The sequence below is a fragment of the Streptomyces sp. genome (assembly GCF_036524955.1).
Taxonomy (GTDB): domain Bacteria; phylum Actinomycetota; class Actinomycetes; order Streptomycetales; family Streptomycetaceae; genus Actinacidiphila.
The window spans coordinates 4,969-31,449 of the sequence record NZ_DATDBG010000132.1; the positions used below are offsets into that span (position 1 = coordinate 4,969).

General features: G+C 68.3%; 2 protein-coding genes. Both read right to left on the reverse strand.

Features of this window, described 5'->3' with window-relative positions; translation table 11 throughout:
* On the reverse strand, nucleotides 1-438 hold the full coding sequence (locus VIW71_RS11015) for a hypothetical protein (RefSeq protein WP_331621913.1): 438 nt from the start codon (nucleotides 436-438) through the stop codon (nucleotides 1-3).
* Complete coding sequence (locus VIW71_RS11020) at nucleotides 435-26,411, reverse strand: hypothetical protein (protein WP_331621914.1); 25,977 nt, start codon at nucleotides 26,409-26,411, stop codon at nucleotides 435-437. The genes VIW71_RS11015 and VIW71_RS11020 overlap by 4 nt, the downstream gene beginning before the upstream one ends.
* Nucleotides 26,412-26,481: the final 70 nt, after the last annotated feature.

Below are 26,481 nucleotides of genomic sequence, written 5' to 3' on the forward strand. Positions count from 1 at the left end.
TCAGGTGTAGATGATGTTCCTGCGGTCCGGATCGCCCGCCACGTTGGCCACGAAGAGGCCCAGGTCGAAATCCTCGTCGTCGGCGAACGGAGTCGGGTCGAACTCACCGCCGGCGAGATCCGCGGGCGCCGGGTACCGGACGTCCACCACGGACCGATTCGTGGCCTCGTCCACCACGCTCAGCTCGCAGACGTCCCCGGTCCGCCGGTGTCTGACGAGGAAGCCCGGGCCGACGGGGACATCGGTGTCCCCGACCCGGAGCCGAAGGGTCTTCCCGGCACGGCAGAGCACCACCAGGCGGCCCGCGAGCGCTCCGAAGTGCCCGAGAACGGGAGCGCCGGGGTCCGGCCGGGTTCCGGGAGCCACGGCCGACAGCCGACCGGTCTCCGGGTCGAACAGGGCGGTCTCACCCTCCCGGTCGAACGAGTGTACGATCATACGTCTTTCTTCCCCAATCCGAGGTCCTGCCCGCCGGTACGCGTGGCGCTCTCGATGATCTGCGCCCAGGTCTTCCCGCGCCCGCGCAGCCACTCGATGCCGGGCCCCAGCTCGTCACCGTACTTGGCCCGGTTGCGCTCGTAGATCTGCTCCCGAAGGTGCTCCGGGGTCAGATTCTTGTACCTGACACCGATCGCGCGCCGCTGAGCGTGCAGGGTCCGGGCGATGTCCTCAGGGCTCGCGCCGACGGCCTCCATCTCCGCCGCACGCTGCGCGAGCGCCTCCACCTCAGCCATGTAACGTCGGCGCCCTGCCAGTATCGCGTCGTCATGCCGGGGCTGGTCTCCCGGGACCTCCTGCCGCCCGACCTCCTCCGGCAGGGCCTCGGCCCCGGACGCCCTGACAGCCGTCGAGGGTCCGGGACCGACCGTGCTCCGGGGGTGGGACGACTGCCCGACGGCGGCTCCGCCGCGATCCCCAGGCCGAGCCTCTGACCTGGGCAACCGGATCTTGCGCGCGGCGTTTTCCAGGGTCAGGCCATACCGCACCCATTGGTGCAGCCCTGTCGCACCCGGGGGCACCGGTACTCCGGCGAATATCTCCTTCTGCTGGTTCACGAGGGAAGTTACTTCGTCCGCGGCCAGACCGGGGTGGCGCTGTTGCTCGTAGAGTGCGTGTCCTTCCATCTTGGCCCTGAAGCTCTCCGGTGTGTGGAACTGCGTTTCGATCAGGAGGCCGGAAGGTTCCCGCCAGGTGATGTTGATCCCCTGGTATCCCGAGGCGCCCCATGTGTTCTTGTAGTAGACGAAGGAGAAGTCCCGGCGCTTGAAACGCTTTACGGCCGCGTCCACGCCCTGAGAATAATCAGGGGTGGGAATCTCCAGCGTGTACCGCAGGATATCGTTCAGCTTGCCCAGACCCTCATTGACCGCAATGTTCTGCCGGTTGCGCAGAAGAGTGGCGAACTTCCGCTTGAGCGACTCCTCCGATTTCAGGCTGAACTCCAGCCCCCGAAGTGTGGCGTTCGGTATCGCGGAAGCCGTCGAGCGCACAACGGCAGTGACAAATTTTTCTTCGGCGGCGGCCCGTCTGTAGATTTTTTCGACCGCCGCGTTCGCCTCGGCGTCGAGTTGCACTCCCCGGCCGTCCGACCACGGCACAGGCCTCGGCACTTCGGAGACACCGACCCCTGAAGCGTCTTCCGCCGAAACCCCCTCCGGAAGAGCGCGATAGAAGATACGAAATTCCGGATAGAGCAAAGAGGAATCCCTTATCAAAAACTCATTGGTGCCCGTGACACCAAGGAGGTGAGGATTCTTCTTTATACTCTGGCTGACCACCGAGGTGCGTCCCGCATGGAGGAACTTGTGGTCCTCACTGCGCCGCGACTTGTACAAATGGGCAAATTTTGGGACTCCGATCAGCGACCGGTTGAGAAGCATCTGCTTCGGCGGATGCGAAGGATCCAGGCAGTCGTAGTCCAGACAGGCGGGGCAAATGGCGTACGTCTGCGTCTTGGACGCCGAGTCCGCATTGTAGACGCCTTGCCCCAGTGGTCCGTACATCGGTTTCTCCGGCGTCCCCTTGTTCGCCGAGGCATCCGGCCTGAATCCGCCGATGCGTATCTTGTCGATAGTTTCTGAGGATGTGCCGTGGAAAAGGAAGGCCTCGGCCGCCTCCTGAGGGATCGCGGCACTTCCCTCCGTCCTGTCGGTTTCCTCGGCGATGGCAGCGACGCCGAACAGATCGGGGCGGCGTTTGAGCGACCATCTGATGGCGTCGCTCGGGTCCCGGAACTCGAAGCCGCCGAGAACCTTTCTGAGGAAGGACTGCTGAATCAGCTTCTTGTTCGTGGAGTACGCCGACCACAGTTCCCTGTTGGCCACCACCTCTATCCGGACGATGTCCATGCTTCGCGATCGGGGCGGGGTGGGTCCCCCTTTCTTGCCCTCCTTCAGCCGCATGGACAACTGTGTCCGGAAAGTTTCGCTCAGACCGAGGTCCTCAAGTTTCCTGCTGATCGCCGCCATGCGTGTGCGCTCTTTCGCAGGCGAGACGTACGGGTCCAGCTTCTGAGATTCTTCCGCATACCGCTTGATGGCTCCGAATACAATGTGCTCCTCGGGGAGATCGGCAACGAACATGCCGGGAGCCCGCTGGGTCCATTCCAGATCTCCCCAGTAATCCGGAATCTGGTCTCCTCCCATGAGCTCGCGCAGCCCTCGTCCGGATATGGGTATTTCTCCGGACGGTCCCTCTGATTGCTGGTCGGGAGCGATTCCCTCTGTTTCTCCTGCGGCAGGGTGGCCCTCGGCCACCGGCATGGGGGTCTGCCGCACGAGTTCCGGCCCCGACACGGCGGTGGGCGATTGCCGGACCCCGGTCTCGGTGGCGGTTGCGCCGTACTGGGGGTTGGTCGCCACGGAGAGCAGCGAGCCTTCCGGGTGCGACGTGTCGCCGCGTCGCGGATTCACAGACGAGGACGTACTGTCCACCGGAACGTCGGCGGCCTCGGACAACGACGCGCTCTCGGCGTCCGCCACCGTCTCCGCCTCGGACAACGACGCGCTCTCGGCGTCCGCCACCGTCTCGGCCTTGGACGGCCCGCCGGCGAGCCGGGGGTCGGTAACAGCACCGTTGCCGGGGTGGGCCGACGGCGGTTGCGGGTGGAAGGCCAGCCACTCACCCTCGTCACCGTTCGGGCCGGTGACGACGTGGAGGCGCAGATTTGTCACCGCGTTGGGCGCGTACACCGTTCGTTGCAACTCGTTGGCGACCTCCTGGGCCACGCTCCCGGCACCCGTGTGACAGGAGACCAGCACGACCGGGACGTGCTGCGGCATCTGCGACAGGCTCGGCCGACGGCTGAGGTACCCGCCAAGCTGCCGGCCGCCCACGTGGACGGTCCTGCTGCCGTCCTGCACCAGGGTGACGTGGTCGGGTTTGCCGTGGCCGTTGAAGAAGTACGGCCGCACACCGGGAAGGTCGGTCGTCCAGGGCAGCGGGCGCTCGGTACCGCGCTGTGGTCTCGACAGGTGGTTGCCCTGGCCGACAGCTCGCATGAACGTCTGCCGGGTCGTCAGGAGACGTGCGTTCTTCTCCCGCGTCGCCCAGCCCGTCGGTTTGTGCGCACTGCGACCGATCGTCCGGTGGTGCTCGTCGACGATGGGGTAGTGGGTCAGTTCCCAGTCGAAGATCGCTTCTCCGTCAAGGGTGCGCACCTGTCCGGGCCCGGTGGAAGTGGTTCCTTCCTCGCGGGCTGGAGCATCGAGATCTCCGGGCAGGCTGCGGACCCACTCCCCGACCGGCTCCGCGCTGCTGAACGTCCCCCGGGTGATCAAGGTGGCCCGGCCGTCGGGCGACTCAAGCAGCTCCAGTGTCGCGGTGGGGGACCACACCGGAAGTCCGGTCTCCCTGGACACCAGACGCGGCAGTTCCAGCCCGTCGGCCCCGGTGTGCGGCATCAGCAGGACGATCTCGGTGTCGAGCGGGGCCTCTTGCAGTTCCGGGTCGTCGGCCAGGTACTCGGCGAACTCCTCCGGAAGCATCTCCTTGATGCCGTCGGCGGTCTGCACGGTCAAGGAGCGCGGAGTGCCCGTCGCAATCACGAAGTACGGTCGTGCGTCGGAGAAACCGGTCCAGGGCGCCCTGTCCCTCACGATCCCGAACATCTGGTCGCCGCTCGAACCGTTGGACTCGAAGCTGTAGGCGTGCCACATGTCCAGGGGCGCCAGAGGCGTCCCGGGACGCTCGTCGGCAGGCGTGAAGTCACGCCCGATCACATGTCCGGCGCCCCCGGGAGCGTCCGTGAGCAGGGTGGTGACCGGAACTGGGACGTCCGCTTCCTCCTCCGACGACTCAGGCCCCGACAGTTCACTCTCCGCGGGGTCGTCGAGTGCCGGAATCACCGGCGAGGACGTGCTCTGTTCCGGGTCGCTCTCGGGCTCCAGCCCGTCCACGCCCTCGCCCGGCAGACCCTCACCCTCCTCCTGCTCGGGTTCCGCGCCGTCAGGGAACACGGGCTGGGTCCCGAACCAGTGGGTGATGCCGTCACGGTTCACCCGTGCCGTCAGGACGGTGTGGCGTGGCCAGTGTTCGGGCAGCGGAGCGCGAACGGTGGAATCCTCCTCCAGGATCTCCACCCGCACATCCAATACCAGGGCGAGCAGGGCCGCGACGACACCGTCCGACACGAAACCGGCCGGACCCTGGGCAGCCAGCACACCGATCAGCGCCCACCGCTCCTCATCGGTCTGCGGCGCCACCATCCCCTCAGCTGCCATCACATCACGCACCGCGTCCCACAACCGGCTCCCGCGAACCTCCGGAGCCGTCAACTCCGACATCAGCTCGTTGGCCAGAAAACGATGGACGTCCCGCGGACTGATCACCCCCGCGTCCACCAGAGCCTGCCCGACATGCACAGGAAGCGACACCAGCACAGCAAACGTGAAGGAGTCACCGACAAGCCCGAGCACCGGGACCGCCCGCAAATCCCTCATCGCCAACTGCACCTCCTGCCCCAGCGTCAACGCCGGCCCCGCGTGGAAAGCATCCCCACCACCCGCAGGCCCGGCCCCCCCGAACGGCAGTTCAGCCAGCAGCGGATCACCACCCAACAGCGCCCCGAACGGGGAATCCGTCAACGCAAAACCACCGAACGTGACGTCACCGAACGGGAAACCACCCGTCTCAGAACCACCCACCAGCGCAGTCCACGGATCGACACCCACCACAGACCCCGGAACACCGGACTCGAAACTCCCCAGCCCGGGATGCTCCCCCCACGAACCCTGAACGCCCACGCCATCCTGCGACTGCCCCACCACCGGCCCAGACTCCACCACAGCGGCAGGCTCCACCACCGGCTCGCTCTCTCTGGGCAACCGCACCTCCGGCAGCGGCACATCCCGCACCAGCCGCCGACCCCGCCGCGACCTCACGTCTCCCGCCTGGCCAACGCCGGCCTGCCCACCACCCCCCCCAGGAACCTCAACAGCAGGCGCCGTTCCCAGCCAGTGATCGTAAACACCGGTCTCCCGCGACAACCGCACCAGCACCACCGGACGGCCCTCGTCCGGACCCACCCGATGCTCCGCCCCGTCATGATCAATCACCGTCAAAGACAGACCGAACACCTGCGCCAGCAGCACCGGCGCGACATCCCCACTCGGATCGTCGTACTGACCCTGTGTACGCAGACTCCCCACCAACCGCCGACGATCCTCATCGCTCCACGACGCCGTGACCGTCTCCAACGCCGCATCCGTCAACGTGTGCACAAGCTGCGTGCGCTCTTCGGCGGAAAGCCCGCCGGCATCCGGCATCGCCGCCACCGACTCCAACGCCACATCCAACGCCCGGTTGTACTGCGCCAGCACATCCACCAGATCCCACAACGGCCGCACCGCACCCGGCTCAAGCTCAGCCTCCAACGCATCCGCACCCACCCCACGCATCTCCCCAGGCGTATACAGCACACCCGACGCAGGATTGACAAACACCTCCGGAACCGTCACCCCCAACGCATGCGGCAGACAATCACCATCCGCAGGCACCTCAACCGCCCGCAAACCCCTCACACCAAGCCGACCCACCTGCCCCACCGACAAACCAACCACCGGCACAAACCCACCAGACCCACGCACACCCAAGACACCCGCAGCAGGCGGAGGCGCATCGAGTCGCTTTGCTGGCTCGGTGATCCTGAGGCCAACGGGCAGTTGCACCTTCGCCCGCACCAGCGCCTCATAAAGGCCCTTGCCCACGGTCGGGTTGGGATTGTTGGCGATGTTGTAGAGCCGACGGCCCAAAGGCACCTTCGCCCCGTCGACCTCCTGCTTCGTGTTCACCGAAATCGGTGACCCGTTCCACTTGGGATGAGCCTCACGATAGGCGTCGAGCGCCCTCGCGTACTGCTCGTCCGTCCACACCATTCTCTTGCGTGCGACCCCGTCCTCGGTGACCCGGAGGTTGACGGGCAGTCGTGCGCGCTTGGTTCCCTCCTCGGTGACCCGGAGACCGGCGGGAAGTTCCACCCCCGCCCGCTGCATCGCCTCATAGAGGCTCCGCTTCACCGCCGGGTTCGCAGCTTTGCGAAGGTGGTACAGCCGGTTACCGATCGGCACGGCCTTCGTCTCGCCTTCGAGTTTCTGGGCCGTTCCGCGCTTCAGTGCCCCACCCTTCCAGCCGGGATGGGCGGCGCGGTACGCGTCCAGGGCCCGGGCGTACTGCTCATCCGTCCACTGCACGCGCTCTGGCGACTCCGCGTCCTCGATGACCTCGAGGTCGTCACGTAGGTCCACCCTCGCCCGCCGCATCGCCTCATAAAGGCTCCGTTTGACGACCGGGTTGGGATCACTGGCGATATGGCTCAGCCGGAGACCGACAGGCACAGACTCCCCGTCGACTTCCTGCGCTGTGCCCTGCGCGAGTGTCCCCCCTTGCCAGTCGGAGTGCGCTTCTCGGTACGCGTCCAGCGCCCGGGCGTACTGTTCGTCTGTCCACCGTCTTGCTGTGAGCGCGGCACCGTCCTCGACAACCCGGAGGTTGGCGGGCAAGCTGACCTCCGCCCGGCGCATCGCCTCATGAAGGCTCCGCCTCACTACGGGGTTGACGGCCATGCGAAGGTGCTGCAAGCGACGACCGATAGGTACGTTCCTTCCATCGACCACCTGCTTCATGTCGGGGGGAAGGGGGGAACCGTCCCAGGCGGGGTTGGCTTCGCGATAGGCGTCGAGTGCCCTCGCGTACTGGCTGTCGGACCACCGTACGTAGAACCGTGCGGCGGCCGGCACGTGCATCGCGGCCAGGACTTTCCATGCCCGCCGGGAAAGTCGGATGTGCCCGTGGGCGGCGTCGGCGAGCCACCCGTCGAGCGGGTCGCCGGGCTGCCCCTCCTCGCTCGACGTCCGCGCGCCGTCGGACATGCCGACCGTTCCGCTCCCGCGGTAGCGCTCCAGCGCCTCCGACAGCCGCTGCCGGTTTCCCTCCCCTTTCACTTCCTCGATCAGGTCGGAGATCATCCGGTCATGGTGGTCGATGAACTCCTGGTGCAGGCGCAGCATGGCCCGCGGCGTCAGGTCGACCTGGTAGGCGGCCGCGATGTAGTGGTGGACCACACCCAGGGGCGGCGCGGGGGCGACCCCGCCCAGGCCGTCGTACAGTTCCGCACGCTGCTCGGCCGACAGCTGCGGCTCGTCCAGCCCCCTCACCCAGGGCACCCGCGTGCCGGACTGAGCGGGATTACCCCACTGAAGAGCGGCTTCTCGCTGTCCCAACGATCCTGCCGACTCACCCTCTTCGTACGCCCGCACCGCGGCCTGGAAAGCTGGCGAGGATTCAAGAAGCGCCACACCTGCCAGGGCGCCGTCCTCTCCGTCCTGATCCTCGTCCAACGGGTCGTCGTCCTCATCGAGCAGGTTCTCGTCCCCGCCCTGACGCAGGCCTTCCGCCCCTGCGTTGTCGGACGGCCGACTCGGCAACGTGAGCTGCCCGAACGCCGGCGCCGTGTTCGACGCCGGCAACGGAGCCCGCACCTGCGGCGGATCAACCAGTTCGGGGTCCTGCGGACGAGCCTGCGAACGGTCCACACGAGCACGCTTACGGGCAGGCGCGTCGGACGACGAGTCCGCGGGCCGACGGCGAGCACCGCCCGGGACAACCAGCCGCCCATCCGCGGTCAGATACGGCTCCGACTCCAGCCCACGCAGATCGATGCCCAGTGCGGCGAGCTGCTCCTCGACCACCGCGAGCCGGTCGTCGACGACCGTCAGCTCCTCCTCCGCCCTCTGGCGGGTGAACGGCACAGGACCGGTCGACGCAGACGCCTGCCCCGGGCCGCGCACATCCCCTGCCGCCTCCCACGCCTCCTCGAAGCGCTCGCGCCGCCCCAGCAGATCCTCACGCTCACGCAGCAGCCGCACGACCGGCTCCAGGAGCCCGGGCGCGCTCTCCGGGAAATCACCCTCCGTCTCCGAGGACGCCTCCTCGTCCTGGAACTCGTCGCCCTCCTCGCCCTGATCACCGAGCGCGGACCACGAAGCCCCCTGCGCTTCCACCACATCCGGCTCCGACGTGGTGCCGCCGGGGTGCGCCGACCCCTGCTCCGGGTGGAAGGCCCGCCACTCGCCCTCGTCGCCACGCGGACCTGTGACCACGGACAAACGCGTCGTCGTCACCGCGTTCGGCGCGAACACGGTCCGTCCCGTTTCATTGGCGACGTCCTGGGCGAGACTGCCGGCACCTGTATGGCACGCGATCAGCACGATCGGGGTTTCCCGCGGCATCTGCGACAGGCTCGGCCGGCGGCTCAGGTACCTTCCGAACTCCTGTCCGCCCACTCGGACGGATCTGCTGCCGTCCTGGACCAGGCTGACGTGGCCGGCCTTGCCGTGGCTGACGAAGAAGTACGGCGTCACATGCGGAAGAGCCTCTGCCCACGGCAGCGGGCGCTCAGAGCCTGACCGTGCGATCGACGTTCCTCTACCTGTCCGGTCGGCCTGCTCGAAACTCTGCCGTGTCGTCAGGCGACGGCTGTCCTTCTCCCGTGTCGCCCACTGCGTCGGACGGTGCGAGCCACGTCCGATCGTCCGGTGCTGCGCATCGACGATGGGGTAGTGGGACAGCTGCCGGTCGGAAACCGTTTTCCCGTCCAGTGTGCGCACGTGTCCGCGTCGCAAGACCGTCCCGCGTTCCCCGGGAGTTGCGGTACCGAGATCGCCGGGGAGGCTGCGGACCCACTCCCCGACCGGCTCGCCGGTGCGCACGCCCTGGACGATCCAGGTGGCAAAGCCGTCGGACGACGGAAGCAGGTCGAGTTGGGCGCTGGGGGCCCACACCGGGAGCCCGGTCCGCTGAGCCACCAGCCGCGGCAGTTCCAGCCCGTCGGCCCCGGCGCCCGCCATCAGCAGGACGATCTCGGTGCCGGCCGGGGCGTTCCGCAGTTCCGGGTCGTTGGCCAGGTAGTCGGCGAACTCCCTCGGATGCATCTTCTGCCGGCCGTCCGTGGTCTGCACGGTCACGGAGCGCGGGCTGCCGGTCGCGATCACGAAGTACGGCCGTACTTCGGAGTCGATCCAGGGCGCGTCACTGCCCGTGGCCTCGACGTCGTCCGTGCCGCTCTCGGAGGACGCGGCAACGTAGGTGCGCCACATCTCCAGGGGCGCATGCGGCATCTCGGGACGCCGCCGGGTGGGCGTGAAGTCGCGTCCGATCACCTCCCCGGCACCGTCGGGGGCGTCGGTGAGCCGCGTGCTGACCGGGACCGGGACCACCCGGTCCCGCGCCGACAACTGCGCCGACGGTCCGGTCTGGACGCGGTCATCAAGGCCCGGAGTCACCGGCGAAGACGTGCGCTGCGCCGGATCCCCCTCGGTCTCCTCCTGCGGCTCCTCGCTCTCCACAGCAGAACCCTCAACAGCCGCCTGCACGGGGTTCATGGGGTCTCCCGCAGGAGATACGGGCTGAGTTCCGAACCAGTGGTCGATGCCGTCACGGGTCACCCGTACCACCAGGGCGGCGTGGTCGGCCCAGTGCCCGGGCAGAGGCGCACGAACCGTCCCGTCCTCCTCCAGAACCTCCACCCGCACATCGAAGGCCAGGGACAGCAAAGCCGCGACGACATTGTCCGACACGTATCGAGCAGGACCTTGAGTTGCTAGCGCGTCGATCAGATGCCGGCGCTCGTCATCGATCTGCGGCGGAACGAACCCGTCTGCGGCCATGACGCTTGCCACCGCGTCCCACAGTCGGCTGCCGCGAACACCGGATTCGGTCAGCTCCGACATCAGTTCGTTGGCAAGGAAATTGCGGACGTCGTGGGTGGTGATCACACTTGCGTTCACGAGAGCAGCGGACAGGTGCTCCGGCAGCGAGGCGAGCACAGCAAGGACGAAGGAGTCACCGAGCAGGTCGGACATCGCTGTCGCCTGCAAGCCCCTCAAGGCCAGTATCACCTCCTGCGCCATAGTCAAAGCTACGGCGTCGGCAGAAGCCCAACCGCTCACCGGTCCGGCCGGCGCGAACAGGCCCAGTCCGGACAACGCATCTCCAGCCGGACCAAACCCGTGCTGAGAATCGCCGAACAGGAGTCGTTCCAGCTCAGAGCCCTGCGAACCCTGTGGGTCCACGCCGCCGAAAATACCCGGGAATCCGAAGGCCCCGTCTTCCGGCCGGGAATCCACGATCGGGACGTCACCGAACCGGAAGCCCGCAAGCTCCGAGCCACCGGTGTGGGAGACCTGCGGCTCCACATTGCCCACAATCCCGGGTATTTCGGGCAGGAGACTCCCGAGTTCGGGATGCCCGGGCCGCGGGTCCTGGAGGTGGGTGCCGCCGGATGTCTGCTGGGTCGGGGGCCGGCGGTGCACCGTGTCCGGACCGGTCTCCGGTCCGGGCTCCAGCCGTGCCGGCTCATCTCGTGCCGACCCCTGCGCCTCCGGCAGCGACACATCCCGCACCGGCCGCCGACCCACGCGCGACGCCCTCTGCTGGCGCAGGGTGCCCTGCCCATCACCCGCGATGGAGGCCTGGTTGTCCGGAGCCGTTCCCAGCCAGTGATCGTAAACACCCGCCTCCCGCGACAACCGCACCAGCACCACCGGACGCCCCCCGTCCGGACCCAGACGATGCTCCGCCCCGTCATGATCAATCACCGTCAAAGACAGACCGAACACCTGCGCCAGCAGCACCGGCGCCACATCACCACTCGGATCGTCGTACTGACCCTGTGTACGCAGACTCCCCACCAACCGCCGACGATCCACATCACCCCACGACGCCGTGACCGTCTCCAACGCCGCATCCGTCAACGCGTGCACAAACTGCGCCCGCTCTTCGGCGGAAAGCCCGCCGGCATCCGGCATCGCCGCCACCGACTCCAACGCCACATCCAACGCCCGGTTGTACTGCGCCAGCACATCCACCAGACCCCACAACGGCCGCACCGCACCCGGCTCAAGCTCAGCCTCCAACGCATCCGCACCCACCCCACGCATCTCACCAGGCGTATACAGCACACCCGACGCAGGATTGACAAACACCTCCGCAACCGTCACCCCCAACGCATGCGGCAGACAATCACCATCCGCAGGCACCTCAACCGCCCGCAAACCCCTCACACCAAGCCGACCCACCTGCCCCGCCGACAAACCAACCACCGGCACAGACCCACCAGACCCACGCACACCCAAGACACCCGCAGCAGGCACGCCCCCGACCACAGACGTACCGGTGCTCTCCACACCACCCGTGACCCCAGCACCCGTTCCTGCCTGGTCCGGCACCCTTACAAGATCCGAGCGCAGCGGCACACGCGCAGCCAGCAACGCCTGGTACAAACGCTCCGAAACCCGCTTCCCAGCGGACTGGCCCTCCCGCCCGGCACGCACGCTCTCCACCAGGCGGCCGATGGGTACCCGCTTCCCGTCGACCCTCTTCCGCGTGTCGGGGGCCATCGGCTGATCGCCCGTCCAGCCGGGGTTGTCCTTGCGGTACACGGCGAGCGCCCTGACGTAATGATCATCCGTCCATTGGCCTTTTTCGTAGGTGCCCCGCTCCCGGTGATTCGGGGGCAGACCGACCACCCTGGTCTCATCCGTGGCACGCACGCCAGTGACCTCGGCACCTCCTGTGGCACCGCCGCCCAGCCCCTCCTGATCCGGCACCTTTTGAAGATCCGAGCGCAGCTTCACGCCCGCGTCCTCCAACGCCTGATAAAGGCGCTCCGAAATCTGCTTCTTGCCGTATTTCCCTTCCTGTCCGGCACGCAGGCTCCCCACCAACCGGCCGATGGGCACCAACTTCCCTTCAATCGTTCTCCGCGAGGCAGGAGACATGGTTTCGTCGCCCTTCCACGCGGGATTGTCCTGGCGATACTTGGCGAGCGCCCTGATGTACTGCTCGTCCGTGAACTGTTCGGGTTCGCGATTGCTTCGCTCCCCCTCCACCTTCAAGGAGGCGGGAAGGCTCACCTTCGCCCGCCGCAACGCTTCGAACAGCTTCTTCCCAACAACCGGCTCGGCAGCGGTGCTGATGTCATCCAGCCGTCGACCGATGGGCACCGGCTTCCTGTTGACCTTCTGCGTTGTCTCGACCGGCAGAGGTGACCCGTCCCAGCCGGGGTGAGCCTTGAGGTACGCGTCAAGAGCCCGGGCGAATTGCTCATCCGTCCACTGCGGGGGCTCCGGTTGCCGCCGGTCCTCGCTGATCCGGAGATTTTCGGGCAGGCTTACATTCGCCCGCCGCAACGCCTCATAAATGCGCCGGTGCACGACCGGGCTGGGGCTCAAGACTATGTCGTGGAGCCTACGGCCGATGGGAATGTCCAGCCCGTCGACTTCCTGAACCGTGCGTTGCAGGATCAGTGACCCATCCCATTCGGGGTGAGCTGTGCGATAAGCATCGAGTGCCCTCGCGTACTGATCGTCCGTCCACTGTATGGCGCTGCGCGCGGACGTTTCCTCGATGACCCGAATATTCGCGGGCAGCCTCACCCTCGCCCGCTGCATCGCCTCATAAAGGCTCCGGCGCACCACGGGGTTGAGCGCAAGGGCGAGGAAGTACAGGCGCTTCCCGATGGGCACCGGGCTCGTCTCGCCTTCGATCCTCTGCGTCGTGGCACGCGTGAGCGGCGACCCCTGCCAGTCGGGATTGGCCTGCCGGTAGGCGTCAAGAGCCCTGGCGTACTGTTCGTCCGTCCACCGCACGTGTTTTTGTGTGCGGCCGTCCTCAACGATGCTCGGGTCAGTCGGCAGGCTCATCCCCGCCCGCCCCATGGCCTCGTAAAGGCTCCTGTGCAGCACGGGGGTGGCGGCCTCTCGCAGGTATTTCAGCCGTGCACCGATGGGCACGGTCCTTCCGCCGACCACCTGCTTCGTGACGTACGGAAGCTCCGACCCCCGCCAGGCGGGATTGGCCTGACGGTGGGCGTCAAGAGCCCGGGCGTACTGCTCGTCCGTCCATCGCACATGTCTGCGTGCGACCCGGTCCTCGATGACCAGAAGGTTTGCGGGCAGGCCCACCTTTGCCCGCCGCATCGCCTCGTGAAGGCTCCCGCGCACCACGGGTTGGGCGGCCTCGTGCAGGCGTTGCAGCCGCTGACCGATGGGCACCCGGCGTCCGTCGACGACGTGGTTCGTGCCCTGCGGCAGCGGAGTACCGTCCCACTCGGGGTTGGCCTCCCGGTACGCGTCAAGCGCCCGTGCATACTGCCTGTCCGTCCACAGCACGGGCCGCCGTGAGGGAGCGGGCACATGCATCGCGGCAAGCACATCCCACGCCTGCCGCGAGAGGATGATCCTGCCCTCAGCGGCATCGGCGAGCCACTGGTCAAACGGGTCGTTCGCCTGCCCTTCCTCGCCGGAGGTCTGCGCGCCGTCGGGGCCGCGGACCGTGCCCTGCTCGCGGTAGCGCTCCAGCGCCCGCGCCAGCATCTGCCGGGTCTCCTCCCGGGCCACTTCCTCGATCAGGTCGTACATCACACGATCGCGGTGATCGATGAAGTCCTGATGCAGCCGCAGCAAGGCCCGCAGCGTCAGGTCCACCTGATAAGCCGCTGCCACATAGCGCTGCACGACGCCCAGCGGCGGCGCCGGAACAACGCCCGCCAGACCGTCGAGCAGCTCCTCCCGCTGCTCAGCCGAGAGCTGCGGACCCTCATCGCGCCCCCTCACCCACGGCACCCGGTCCCCGGACTGGGCCGGGTTCCCCCACTGCAGCACAGCCTCAGGCTTCCCCGTCAGCCCCCCAGGCTCGCCCTCCTCATCCGCCCGCACCGCGGCCTGGAAAACGGCCGAAGAGGCAAGACCCGTGTCACCTTCCGGCCCACCCTCCGCCCCCTCACCGAAAAGGTCCTCGTCGTCCTGCTCGCCGAACAGGGTCTCGTCGTCCTCCTCGCCGAACAGTTCGTCGCCCTGTTCGCCGAACAGGTCCTCGTCGCCCGTCCGGGACGCTCCCGTCGTCGCGGCGGTGTCGGACGGCCGTGGTGGCAGCGTGAGCTGCCCGAAAGCCGACGTGTCGGACGGCCTACTCGGCAGCGTGAGCTGCCCGAAGGCCGGCGTCACCGTCGATGCCTGCGAGGGCGCGTGGACCTGCGGCGGATCAACGGGCTCCGGATCCTGCCGACGAGCCTGCGAACGGCCCACCCGGGCACGCTTACCGACAGGCGCCTCCGACTGCGGCGGGCTGCCGGCCGCCCGACGGCGCGCACCGCCCGGAACCACCAGCCGACCGTCCGCGGTCAGATAAGGCTCCCGCTCCAGCACACTCAAATCGACACCCAGCGCGACGAGCTCCTCTTCCACCACCACCAGCCGGTCGTCAATGACCGCCAGCTCCTCCTCGGCCTCCTGCCGGCTCAGCGGCACAGGACCGGTCGAACCCGACGCCTGCCCCGGACCACGCTCATCGTGCGCCGCCTCCCATACCCGCACAGCCTCCGCACGCCGCCACAACAGACCGGCACGCTCGTGCAGCAGCCGCGTCAGCGGACCCGAGAATCCAGCCGCGCTCACCGGGACGTCACCCTCCGTCTCCGAGAACGCCTCCCCGCCATCGAACTGATCGCCCACCGAGAGCAGGGCCGACAACCCGGCCTGCGCGGCATCGTCCAGTTGCGGAACCACCGGTGAAGACATGCCCTCCACCGGAACACCCTCGACCTCCGGCAGCTCCAGACCCTGCACCGGAAGACTCTCGCCATCGGCCTGAGACGCGTTCGCGCCGTCCGCCAGTGTCGCGGCCCCAACCGCCCCGACAGCAGTTGAAGGACCAGGGGCAGCCGTGTCGACCGCGCCGGCCGGCCGCATGTCGTTCTTCCCCAGCCCGAGGTCCTGCCCGCCGGTACGCGTGGCGCTCTCGATGATCTGCGCCCAGGTCTTCCCGCGCCCGCGCAGCCACTCGATGCTGGGCCCCAGCTCGTCACCGTACTTGGCCCGGTTCCGCCCGTAGATCTGCTCCCGCAGGCGCTCCGGGGTCAGATTCTTGTACTTGACACCGATCACGCGCCGCTGAGCATGCAGGGTCCGGGCGATGTCCTCAGGGCTCGCGCCGACGGCCTCCATCTCCACCGCACGCTGCGCGAGCGCCTCCACCTCAGCCATGTAACGTCGGCGCCCGGCCAGTATCGCGCCGTCATGCCGGGACTGCTCCCCCGGGACCTCCTCCTGCCGCCCGACCTCCTCCCTCCTGGCCCGCTCCTGCCGCTCCGCCTCCCGCCGGATCTCCTCCCGCCGCACGGTCCGCTCGTGCAGGATCGTCTCGACCTGATCCCGGAACTGCTGAACCACACCCAAGCGCCTGCTGCGGCCGCCCTTCACCTCCAGCCAGGCATCGATCGCCTCCAACGCGTCCCGGGCCGGACCGACCTCTTCATCACCGCTGTGCCGCAGCACGTCCGCCGCGTCGTCGATCCGCCGCAACTCAGCAGACCGCCGAAGCCCCAGCACCGCCGAAACCGCGCGCCACTCGGCGAGGGCGAACGCACCGGCCGCGCTCTCGTTCGCGGGCTCGGTGAGTGCCTCGGCGGGAGCCGTCGTGGGCGCCTGGTCGCGATCTTGCGAGACTGGAGCACCGTACGTCCCGGTGGTGGTGGGCGTGCCCGGAGCAGCCGGGCCGGAGCCCGACTGCGGGTGGAAGGCCCGCCACTCGCCCTCGTCGCCGCGCTGCGGTTCCGCGGCCACAGGCGGGACGGTCGTGGCAGACGAACGGCCGGGAACCGCGGTCGTGGACGGGCCGGGCACAGCCGAGTCGCCTGGGCGCACGGATTCCTGGCGCGGGGTGAAGGTCCGCCACTCGCCGTCACCGCGGTCGCTCGCGACCACGGAGAAGCTAAGCGTCGTCGCGTCGTTCGGCGCGTACACCGTGCGGTTCGTCGCGTCGGCGACATCCTGGGCCACGCTTCCGGCACCGGTGGAGCAGGAGACCAGCACGATCGGGACGTTAACCGGCAGCTGGGACAGACTCGGCCGACGACGCAGGTACCCGCCGAACTCCGTACCGCCCACCTTCACAACGCGGTCGTGGCCCTGATACAGGAAGACGTGATCCGGCTCGCCGTGGCCGACGAAGAAGTAAGGCCGCACGCCGGGAGCCGCGGTCTTCCACGGCAGATCGCGCTCACTGCCCTCCCGTACGACCACGTGGCCATTGCTCTGCCAGTCGCCCTGCCGGAACTTCTCCCGGGCCGTCAAAGAACCGGAGAGCTTTTCCCGTGCCGCCCACTCCCTCGCGTTGTGCGCGCCACGCCCGATGGGCCTGTGGTGCTCGTCCACGATCGGGTAGTGCGTCAGCCGCCGGTCGGGAATCCTCGCTCCGTCCACGGTGCGCACGAAGCCACGCCCCGGAGCGACCGCTCCGCGCTCCCCGGACGTCGCGGGACCCAGGTCGCCGGGCAGGCTGCGGACCCACACCCCGACCGGCCCGGCATCCGTCCCCGCCTTCAGCTGCCTGATGCGCGTGGACCTGCCATCGGGCGACGGCAGCAGCTCAAGCCCTGCACTGGTGGCCCACACCGGCCGGTTGATCCGCTCCGCGACCAGACGCGGCAGATCCAGCCCATCAGCCGCGGCGTGCGCCATCAGCAGGACCAGCTCGACGTTCCGGGACATCGCCTGCAGCTGCGGGTCACCGGCCAGGTAATCGGCGAACTCCACGGGCGTCATGACCTGCGGGCCCTCGGCGGTCTGCACGGTCACAGCGCCGGGGCCGCCGACAGCCACCACGAAATACGGACGGGAGCGGGAGAAGTTGCGCCAGGGAGCCCTGCCCGCCTTGTACTCGGCCGCGGTCGCGGGACCGCCTGCCGGGACGGGCTTGACAGCGTAGGTGAACCACACGTCCAGAGGTGCCAGAGGCGTCTCGGGACGCTGGTCGGCAGGCGTGAAGTCACGCCCCATCACATGCCCGGCCCCCCCGGCGGCATCCGTGAGCGGCGTGGTGACCGGAACGGGAACAAGCTGTTCCCCCGCAGACGACACCTCAGCCGACGGCCCCACTTGCGCACCGTCGCCGAGATGCGGCACCACCGACGACGGCGCGCTCTGCGCCGCAGCGCTCTCGCTCTGCGGCAGCTCGACTCCCTGAAGGAGCAGACCGTCCAGCAGCGGCAGCACAGGCTGCGTGCCGAACCAGTGATCGGCACCGTCACCGCTCCGACGTACCAGCAGCGCGGTGTGGCTGCCCCAATGCCCCGGCAGCGGCGCCAGAACCGTCCCGTCCTCCTCAAGGACCTCCACCCGCACGTCCAAAGCCACCGCCAGCAAAGCCGCCATGACGTTCCGCGGCACGAGCCCGGCATCCCTGACCAGCAGGGCACTGACCAGCGCCCACTGCTCCACGTCGGTCTGCGGAGCGAGCATCCCGTCCGCGGCCATCACACCGCCCACCGCATCCCGCAACCGCGTGCCGTGAACTCCGGGCTGGCCCAGCTCCGACGACAGCTCGTGCGCGAGGAAATTGCGCACGTCCTGCGTGGTGACCACACCCGCATTCAGGAGAGCCGCATGCACCTGCTGCGGCAGCGACCCGAGCACGGCCAGGGTGAAGGAGTCACCGAACTGGTCGGACGCCTCCCTCGCCTCCAACCCCCTCATGATCAGCTCCACCTGCTGCGCCGACGTCAGCAGCACATCCCCGGCGAACACCCCACCACCGCCCACCGGCCCCCCCGGCGCGAACAGCCCCAGCCCTGCCAAGGAATCCCCCGCCGGCCCGAACCCGGGATCGCCGAACAGGAAGCCCGCCGGCTCCGAACCGTCCGTCTGCCGACTACCCCCAGCGGAGGCCTGGTTGTCCGGAGCCGTTCCCAGCCAGTGATCGAAGGCACCCGTCTCCCGCGACAACCGCACCAGCACCACCGGACGGCCCCCGTCCGGACCCAGACGATGCTCCGCCCCGTCATGATCAATCACCGTCAAAGACAGACCGAAGACCTGCGCCAGCAGCACCGGCGCGACATCACCACTCGGATCGTCGTACTGACCCTGTGTACGCAGACTCCCCACCAACCGCCGACGATCCTCATCACCCCACGACGCCGTGACCGTCTCCAACGCCGCATCCGTCAACGCGTGCACAAACTGCGCCCGCTCTTCGGCGGAAAGCCCGCCGGCATCCGGCATCGCCGCCACCGACTCCAGCGCCACATCCAACGCCCGGTTGTACTGCGCCAGCACATCCACCAGACCCCACAACGGCCGCGCCGCACCCGGCTGAAGCTCAGCCTCCAACGCATCCGCACCCACCCCACGCATCTCACCAGGCGTATACAGCACACCCGACGCAGGATTGACAAACACCTCCGGCACCGTCACCCCCAACGCATGCGGCAGGCAATCACCATCCGCAGGCACCTCAACCGCCCGCAAACCCCTCACACCAAGCCGACCCACCTGCCCCGCCGACAGAACACCTGCGCCCAGGCCGGCACCGGCCCCAGGTGCCCGCGCGCCCACGTCACGGGGCATCGTCACAGCCGTGCCCGTAGCACGCTCCTCGGTAACGCGGGCACCACCCGTGGCACCCGCGCCCGGCCCGACTTGGTCCGGCACCCTTACAAGATCCGAGCGCAGTGGCACACGCGCAGCCACCAGTGCCTGGTACAAGCGCTCCGAGACATACCTGCTGCCGAGCTTCCCCTTCCGGCCGGCGCGCAGCCTCTCCACCAAGCGGCCGATGGGCACCCGCTGTCCGTCGACTATTCGCTTCGCGTCTAGGGGGTCCATCGGCTGATTGCCCGTCCAGCCGGGTTTGTCCTTGCGGTACGCGGTCAGCGCTTTGATGTACTGCTCATCCGTCCACTTCGCGTTTTCACGTGTGCCGCCGCTGTCCTCGCCGACGACGTGGAGGTTGGCGGGCAGACTCACCCCTGCCTGCCGCAGCGCCTCGTGAAAGGCACTGCTCACCACTGGGTTGGGCATGGTCACAACGTCGTGGAGCCGTTGACCGATGGGCACCCGTTTCCCGTCGATCTTTTGCATTGTTTCCACAGGTAGGGCCGCCCCGCGCCAATTGGGGTGCGCTTCGCGGTACGCGTCAAGCGCCCGGGCGTACTGCTCATCCGTCCAGAGCGCACCCCCAAGTGCAGCGTCGTTCTCCACAACCTGCAGGTTGGGGGGCAGGATCATCTTCGCCCGCCGCATCGCCTCATAAAGGCTCCGCATCACAACCGGCTTGCGCGTATCTCTGTTGAGGTTACTCAGTCGCTGGCCGATGGGCACCAGCTTGGTCACGCCCTCGATCTGCTGCCCTGTAGAGCGCTTCAGCGGCTCCCCGTTCCAAGCGGGGTTGGCTTCGCGGTACGCGTCAAGCGCCCGGGCGTACTGCTCATCCGTCCAGAGCACACGCCCAAGTGCAGCGTCGTTCTCCACAACCTCGAGGTTGGGGGGCAGGATCACCTTCGCCCGCCGCATCGCCTCATAAAGGCTCTGCTTCACAACCGGGTTGGGCACCCTACCGAGGTGAACCAGCCGATAACCGATGGGCACCGGTTGTCCGTCGACAACCTGCTCAGTCCTGTCCGGGAGTCGCGTCCCTTTCCAGCTGGGATGAGCTTCGCGGTAGGCATCGAGCGCCCTCGCGTACTGCTCATCCGTCCAGTATGTCGTCTGGCGGATCTGGTCCTCGACGACCCGGAGGTTGGCGGGCAGGCTCACTCCCGCCCGCTGCAGCGCCTCATAAAGGCTGCGCTTCACAACCGGGTTGGGCACCCTACCGAGGTGAACCAGCCGATAACCGATGCGCACCGGTCGTCCGTCGACGACCTGTTTCGTGCCCTTCGTCAGCGGCGCCCCGCCCCACGTGGGATGGGCTTCGCGGTACGCGTCAAGCGCTCTTGCGTACTGCTGGTCCGTCGACCGCACGGAGCGCTGTGCGTGAAAACGCACGTGCATCGCGGCCAGCACGTCCCTTGCCCGTCGCGGGAGACGGAAACGGCCCTGGGCGGCGTCGGTGAGCCACTGGTCAAGCGGGTCGTTCGCCTGCCCTTCCCCGCTGGAGGTCTGAGCACCGTCGGGCACGCGGACCGTGCCGTGCACGCGGTAGCGCTCCAGCGCCCGCGCCAGCATCTGCCGGGTTTCCTCCTGGGTCACCTCCTCGATCAGGTCGTACATCACACGATCGCGGTGATCGATGAAGTCCTGATGGAGCCGCAGCAAGGCCCGCAGCGTCAGGTCCACCTGATAAGCCGCTGCCACATAGCGCTGCACGACGCCCAGCGGCGGCGCCGGAACAACCCCGGTCAGGCCGTCATACAGCTCCTCCCGCTGCTCAGCCGACAGCTGCGGACCCTCACCGCGCCCTCTCACCCACACCCGGTCCCCGGACTGGGCCGGGTTCCCCCACCGAAGAACAGCCTCGGGCTTCCCCATCAGCCCCCCAGGCTCGCCCTCCTCATCCGCCCGCACCGCGGCCTGGAAAACAGGCGAAGAAGCCAGACTCGCGTCGCCTCCCTGGCCACCGCCCTCGCCGTCCTCCGCATCACCGAACAGGTCGTCGTCATCCCCGAACAGATCCTCATCGTCCTGCTCACCGAACAGGTCGTCGCCCTCTTCGCCGTGCAGGTCCTCGTCGCCCGTCCGGGACGCGCCCGCGGTCCCGGCGGGGTCGGACGGCCGGGGCGGCAGCGTGAGCTGCCCGAACGCCGGGGCCACGGTCGAGGTCGGCACCGGGGCCTGCGGCTGCGGCTGCGGCTGCGGCTGCGGGAGGTCGACGGGCTCCGGATCCTGCCGACGGGCCTGCGAACGGCCGCCACGGCCACGCTTGCCGACAGGCGCGTCCGACGGCGAATCGTCGGCCCGTCGGCGGCGCCCGCCGCCGGGGACGACGAGCCGACCCTCCGGAGTCAGATAAGGCGCCGCCTCCAGCACACGCGGGTCCACACCCAGCCCCGCCAGATCCTCCTCGACCACTGCCAGTTGGTCACCGATCGCCGCCAGCTCCTCCTCCGCCTCCCCACGGGTGAGAGGCACAGGACCGCTTGAACCGGACGCCTGACCCGAACCACGCAGATCGCCAGCCGCCTCCCACGCCTGCTCAGCCTCCGCACGCCGCCACAACAGGCCTTCCCGCTCATGCAACAACCGCGTGATCGAACCCGAGAACTCCTGGGTCACGGTGCCCGGACCGCCGGACAGTTCGCCAGCGCCGAGCGCATCGTGCTCGTCCAGCGTCTCGCGGCCGTACGAGCGGTCACCGTTGTTTCGCTCCTGGACGTAGGCGTACTCCGCGTACTCCTGCAGTTCCAGGGAATCCGGCTGCGGCCGCGACGTCTCTGCCGATTCCGGTCTCCCTTCCGCAGGCGCGACGGTCGTGGCCGACGAAGGGCCGGGAACCGCGGTCGTGGACGGGTCGGAAACGGCCACCGGCTCACCTGGGATGGCCGATGGCGATTGCGGCTTGAATGCCAGCCACTCGCCCTCGTCACCGCGAGGACCCGTAACCACGTCGAAGAGCAGGCTCGTTTTGCCGTTCGGCGCGTACACCGTCCGTCCGGTCTCGTTGGCGACGTCCTGGGCCAGGTTCTTGGCACCGGTGGAGCAGGCGACCAGCACCACCGGGGCGTTCGGCGGCAGCTGCGACAGGCTCGGCCGCCGGCGGAGGTACCTCCCGAACTCCTTACCGCCCACCTTCACTTTCTCGTCGCCGTGGTACATGACCACGAAGTCGTCCGCGCCATGGCCGTTGACGTGATACGGCATCACGCCGGGAGCCTCGGTGGTCCAGGGCAGCGCGCGTTCGGTCCCGAGCCGCGCATAGATGGATCCGTCAGTCCGGTGGTCGGCCTGGCGGTACGACACGCGGGTTGTCAGCTCCCGGCTGTCCTTCTCGCGCATCGCCCACTCCTGCGGGCTGTGCGCGCCACGACCGATCGTCCGGTGTTCGCTGTCGACGATGGGGTAGTGCGACAACTGCCGGTCGGGAATCTTCTTGCCGTCCAGGGTCCGCACGGTTCCGCGTCGGGGGGTGACAGTCCCGCGCTCCTCGGGCGTCGAGGCGCCGAGGTCGTCCGGCAGGCTGCGGATCCATTCCCCGGTCGGGTCGTTGCTGCGTCTGGGCTGTACCTGGCTGATCCGGGTGGAAGCGCCGCCGGGCGCCGGGAGCAAGTCGAGTTTCCCGCTGCGGGACCAGACGGGGCGACCGGTCCGCGCGGCCACCAGGCGCGGAAGTTCCAGGCCGTCGGCTCCGGCACCCCGCATGAGCAGGACGATCTCGGCGTCCGGCGCGGCCCGGTGCAGGTCCGCGTCGTTGGCCAGGAAGTCGGCGAACTCGGCCGGCAGCATCTTCTTCGGGCCGTCCGCGGTCTGCACGGTCACCGAGCGTGGGCTGCCGGTCGCGATCACGAGATACGGCCGGGGCTCGGAGAAGCGGACCCACGGCGCCTTGCGGCTCTTGAAGTCCGTTCCGAAGGTGTGGCCGCCCGCCTCGATGGGCTTGGCGATGTAGGTGTGCCAGACGTCCAGGGGCGCCAGAGGCGTTTCGGGACGCTGATCGGCAGGCGTGAAGTCACGTCCGATCACGTGCCCGGCGCCGCCGGGGGCGTCCGTGAGCGGCATGGTGACCGGGACGGGGACGACTCGTTCCTGTGCCGACGGCTCGGGCGCCTGTCCCGTCTGTCCCTCATCGCCGAGCCGGGGCATCGAGGGCGAGGGCGTGCTCTCCGCCGGAGCGCTCACGGCCTCCTCTTGCAGTTCCTCGGGAGTGTCGTCCTCCACGGGCCGGACCGTGATGACCGGTGCGGCGAGGTGGGCAACGGTCTGACCCGCCCCCACGCCGAGCGCGTGCTCGTCGGGGAATCTGCCGTCCACCGCGACGTTGCTCCGCAGTTCCTCCTCGGACAGCGGTGACAGCGAGCGGTACCGACCCCAGTTGTTCTCGTAGTGCAGCAGGTCGCCCAGGGCATGCTGCTTCCCGAAGAAGTCGGCCGCCGTCATGATCTCGTGGAACGTGTGATGCCGCACCTGCAGCATGTTGGCCAGCATCGCCAACCGCACCAGCTGGTAGTCGACCGGGACGCCCCACTGCTCGTGCATCTGCTTGATCACGTCGAGCATGAAGTACATCGTGTTGGAGATTCCCGCGGACGTCAGGCCGCCCGTCGCCTCCGCACCCACTTGGGTGTGGCTCCTCATCAACACTTCACGCAGCTTCTGGCCCGGTGTCCACCTGAGCCTGCCGTCGGCGCCGACGGACATCCGCCACTCGGCATCGCTGAGCGGCGGCACGGCCTGGTCAGGTGAGAGGTCTGTCAGCATCGGCTCCCGCAAGGCGTCCAGCCGCGCCTGCTTTTCCGGCCCGTCCGGCAGGGCCAGAATCCGCTGCATCGGCTCCGAGGGGACCAGGAAAGGCCATTCGCTGGTGAGCAAGTCGGGGTTTTCGAACTTGTAGTTGAGCAGCCGCCGAAGAGTCGAGCCTTGCACCGCCGCCCTGTACAGCATGTGCATGCGCTCGCGGACGTTTCCGGAGTCCACGACCCGCTGCAGCGCAGCGAGGTCCGTGCCGACCGCGCCGGTGAAGCTCGGGTCGTCGTTGCCCATCTTTAGGCGCATTTGGTCATTGGCCCGGTACCAGACGGCTTTGAGAAGGGTGTCGACCTGCGCTTGGACCGAGTCGAGACCCGAGAGGTAAGCGCCCAGCCGCCTTTCGTACTTCGCCGACTCCTCCGCGAAGCTGATCCGGGTGGCGACCCGGACCACAGGGTCGTCGATGCCCGCCTGCCGGTCCCGGTTGGCGTGCAACGCCTGGCCCACGCGGGAGAGCACCGACAGCGGCTGATCGACGAGATCGGGCTCGTTACGGCTCATCCACTGAGCCGAATCAGCGTCCTCGATAAACACCTCGAAGATGGTCAATTGCGACAGGTCCGACTCGCTGACCAGGAGCCGCGTACCGTTCGCCTCGGAGTCGGTGTCCGGGTCGACGCCCAAGCCCTCCGGCACGAGGATCTCCAGCAGAGTGTGCCCTCGCGTGTCCGGCTCCGGCTGGGGCAGCGTCAGGCTCAGCTGGACGAAGGGCTCGCCGCCGGTCCACAACATCGCGTCGGACGCCCCGGCGAGGTTCCAGGGCCGTCCCGGGACCAACAGATAGGCAAAGGCGTCCTCCTCGTTGCGGCTCCCGGACAGGTACGCGGACGCCAACTGCCCGGCAGGCGACTCCAGTTCCATCTCCGGCCCCTGCCCCTGGCCGTGGGCCGATGCCGTGCGGGCGGCCGACTCCTGCTCGATCAGTCCCAGGCCATGCTGCGCCACCTGCACGATGTGGGCCATCTGCTCGCGCGTCTGGTCGTTCAGAGCCTGCGGATGCGGCGTCTGCGGGAGCAGGGTCTGGGTGGCCGACATCACCAGGGACCGCAGGAACGTCAGCACGGCCGGGGGCAATGGGCGCCCCAGGGCGAAGGTACCGAGTTCTCCGCTGAGCATCCAACCGTTGTGCTGATCCAGCAGTGGCCGCGCGGAGCCCTGCGTCACCGGCACGCTCACCTTCTGCAACGCCTCCAGAACGGCAAGCATTTCCTTGGCACCGCGGTTCTGGATGATGCTCGTCATAGCGGCACGGAGCTCGTCAACCGTGTTGAACGAGCCGGCGAACGCCTCGGCCCGCCGGTAGCCCTCCTGCGCGATCCGCCGTATCTCGGCGACAGCACGCTGAAGATCCGCCGGGAGCATGAGGCGGTTTTTGAATCCGTAATGCCGGAGTTCCACGAGTTGCTGGCCGAGTGCGAGCCGGCCGTCGTTGTCGTCGAGGTTACGGTAGTTGACCATGCCCACGGTCTCGCGCTGGCCGACCTCCGCCCCGCTCGACGTCTGCCCGCGCAGCACCGCGGTGAGATAGTCACCGATAGGCAGCCCCGACAACGTCGTCTCCCCCAGCAGGTCACTGACGTCCTGCGGCGGCATTCTCAACGCCTGCCGGTATTCCTTGATGGCGATCTGCAACATGGAGACGAACAGCTGCGAGATCCGGTCGTGGTTTTCGTCGAAGAACCGCCGCACCCGGGGATTCATTCCCTTGAGGATGTCCCCGAACGGGGTGCGCGACGCCGCGGGAAGCATGTTCTTCACCAGTCGGTCCGGGTAGAACCGGGTTGTGATGGTTTGGGCGCCGACGTGGTTGAAGAACGACCAGGAGTAACCCCAGACCTCGTCGACTTCCGGAATGCTCCGCAGCATACCGATGTCTTCGCGCCTCACCTGGGTGCCGAGGACCTGGCTGACGTAAAACGCCGCGATTCCGAGGCCGAACCGCTCACCCGCCGCGAAGAACGGCCCGGGGTCGGGAAGTACAAGCCTGAACTGGGCGGCCTTTTGCATCATGGTCATGCCGCTGGGCACCACACCCACCGTGATCTGGGTGTAGGCGGGGTGGTTGGGTCCGGCGACGGCCGGGGCAACCTGGAACTCCCGGCCCACGTCAGTGACGGTCCAGCCCTCAGCGGCCCTGAGAAGCTCCGCCAGCGGCACCGGACGGCCCAGGCGGTCCGTCTCGCCCAGCGCCGCGCGCGCCTGCTCCACCCGCTGGATCACCGACTCAGCCGGCTCCCAGCTCTCCTCGGGAAGCGACCGGCTCGGCGTGGTGACGAACTCCACGATTGAGTACACCTCGGGCTGGGGGGCCGGAGCCCCGGGCGGGGCCGCCGCCCTCCGCGCCTCTCTCTCCGTCACATACAGCTGGCCATCGGCTCCACGTATGAACGCACGCTGGTCGACCACCACCGTCATCAGCGGGTGTTCCGCCAGCACTGTCCCAGGAAGCATGGGCGGGCCGACGAGGATGTGCTGGTCCTCCACCTCCCAGCCGATCGCGCCGTACGCGTGGTCATGCGGCGGATCGAGGAGCGCGGCCGGCAGCGACTGGGAAGCGGTCGGCCGGCTGAAGACCTCGTCCCGATCCCGCAGCGCGTCCTCCACGACCCGGCCCGTACCGTCCACCACCACCGCACGCGCATGCACGGCGTCGCGCCGCGGCGCCTGGCCCGACACCCGCCGCTCCTCGGTCAGAGCCTGCGGCTCGATCCACTGAAGTCCGTCCTCTGGCGTGTAGTGCAGCGCG

Bases quoted from the DNA above. Each gene is read 5' to 3' on its own strand.
- VIW71_RS11015 (WP_331621913.1), bottom strand. From the start codon at position 438: ATGATCGTACACTCGTTCGACCGGGAGGGTGAGACCGCCCTGTTCGAC.